The organism is Protofrankia sp. CiP3 (assembly GCF_917627345.1).
Classification (GTDB): domain Bacteria; phylum Actinomycetota; class Actinomycetes; order Frankiales; family Frankiaceae; genus Protofrankia.
Genome location: NZ_CAKJTM010000095.1, coordinates 1 through 2246, shown reverse-complemented (window position 1 = coordinate 2246; position 2246 = coordinate 1). Strand labels below are relative to the sequence as shown.

Genomic DNA, 2246 nt, shown 5'->3' with positions numbered 1-2246 from the left:
CCCAGCGCAAGTCCCGGCCACGCACCTGCACCCAGCTCATCCTGGAAGCGAAGCTCCCACGGGTGGTCATCGCCTGGCGTGAGCCCAGCCTCTTCGTCGCCGACTGCCAAGGCTACGAACTCCTCACCCAGGCCGGCGTCACCGTCGTGGAACTGTCTGAGCTCGGCGAGCAGGCCCGCGCCATGAACGCCCACCTGTCGGTCTGACGGAACTGAGCTGCCGCGCGGTGCGGATGGATGTCGCGCATTGGACCGGGCGTCAGTGATGCGCGTGAGGCGCGGCGGTCTCAGTTGATCATTGGGTGGCGCGGCGGCCGCGGGTGGGGGCGGGTGGACGCCAGCTCGCCAGCGCGTCCTCGGTCAGGGTGAGCTGGCCCATGGTGTCGGCGAGGAAAGCGTCGTAGACCTCGGCGGGGGAACCGTCGTAGCGCGGGTCGACCTCGTTGTGCCACTGGCGGACCCAGGGCATGACCTCGCGCAGGCCGGCGACGAGCGGTGTGAGGCGGGTGCCGTCCCAGCCGTCGTTGTCGCGGCGGTCGACGATCAGGGTGGCCAGCGCCTGGGCCTGCTCCCGGTGGTCGAAGCCGGCCCAGCCGATCAGCAGCGTCGGGTCGTTGTCCCGGCCGGCCGGCTGGTAGGAGATGAACCGTTCCTTCGGCACGTCGAGCTTGCCCCGGGCCCGCGAGAACGACGTCTTGCGGAAGTCCTTCGGCGCGTACTTCGGCGGCACGGGGATCGCGTCGCGGATCTCCTTGGCCTTCGCCGGGGTGGGCGCGGTGTCCTCGGCACGCTGCTGGTCCCAGACCGACTCCCAGTCGGCGCGCTTCACCAGGCCGGTGTCGGTGTAGCGCAGGGCGGCAAGGAACGGGACGTGCTCGTTCTCGACGAGGGCGGCGACCACCTTGGCCAGCTCCTCGCCGGGCCGGTAGATCTCGGCGACGGAGACGAAGTCAGCGTCGGCGGCCAGCTCGTCGGCGAGCTGGCCGGTCGTCCACAACCGCGGCTGCACCATGCCGTCGACGTCGGCGAACCACAGGTCACGAGTCTCCAGCCGGTCGAGCAGCCAGTCCCGCAACGCCGCGTCCCGCAGCTTGTCCCAGCCTTCGGTCGCCCAGCGGCGTTTGTACTCCGGCCGCTCGATCAGCCCGATGTTCCGGTCGGACTCGATGACCGCGATCCGCTTCTCGACGTGCGCGCGGTACTCAGCCGGCCAGTGCGCGGGCACCTCGGTGATCGGCGTGGAGCCGTGCCGGCTGAACCACTCGGATGTCTCGTCCCCGGCGGCGATCTTCCTGGCGAGGACGATCTCGAATGCCCGCTCCCCCAGCCTGATCTCGGGGACGTCGGCCATCGGCAGTGTCAGCTCGTCGGCGAGCAGCCCGTACTGCCGGTAGACCTGCCAGTCCAGCTCCTCCTGCAACGCGATCATCCGCGCCCGCGCCGACGCCCAGGCGGCCTGCGCTTCGGCCAGCCGGGCACGCGTCGGTACCTCGTCGGCGGCCACCGACGCGGGGCTGACCGCCGTCAGCCGTTGCGCCAGCCCATCCAACTCCCGCGCAAACTCCAACGGATACTCCGCCGGCAGCGGGAACTCCTGAAGCTTGGTGCCGGTGAACTCATAAAACCGCTCCCACGATTGTGATTTGAACCCCTCGCTGATGCCCTGACTACCCTTGTCGTGGCTGACCTGCTTGAGCCAGAAGCACGCCGTCGAGCTGTTCAATACCCCCAACAGCCGCAGATGCTCCTCCTCCGAAGCCCCCACCGGCAGCTTGATCACCGGCGCAGAACGGTTGAAGACCTTTCCACCCCGATCCAACACGAAATTGTTGTGTGTGGCAACGAAAGCGAAGGTGATAGAAAGATCAGTCGCATATCGTTCGGCAACCCATCGATACCAGGTCCACCAGGGCTCGCCGGAGTCGGCGCGGGTTTTGCTGCCGAAGCCGACCGTGGATTGAAGGGTACGGCGCAATGCCCAGAGGTGGTGTCCCCAAGCTGACATCGCATCGTAAGGAATGGGTCGCCTGTCGGCGGTGTAAGGTGTCAGCGCGTGCACATCCGGCTGGACGTCCCAGTCTCGGACTACCTCGCCATAGACAAAGGCCTTGCCGAGCGATACTGACTTTCGTGTGAACCATGGTGTTGACAGGATGAACGCCTCGTCCTGCCCCGGAAAACTGGCAAATCCGATGTGCCCATTCAGTCGGGTCTGGAGATGCCCGGAGGATGCATTTAGATCCTCAG

Annotated in this window: 1 protein-coding gene and 1 pseudogene; one reads left to right on the top strand and one right to left on the bottom strand. The window is 67.1% G+C overall.

The window, feature by feature from the left end; translation table 11 throughout:
• A pseudogene (locus MJ797_RS21790) lies at positions 1–206 on the top strand (dCMP deaminase); the annotation flags it as partial.
• An 88-nt stretch (positions 207–294) separates the two neighbouring features.
• Here MJ797_RS21790 and pglX read toward each other — a convergent pair.
• Positions 295–2246: BREX-2 system adenine-specific DNA-methyltransferase PglX (gene pglX / locus MJ797_RS21785; protein WP_255739375.1), on the bottom strand; the 1952-nt coding region annotated here is incomplete at its 5' end.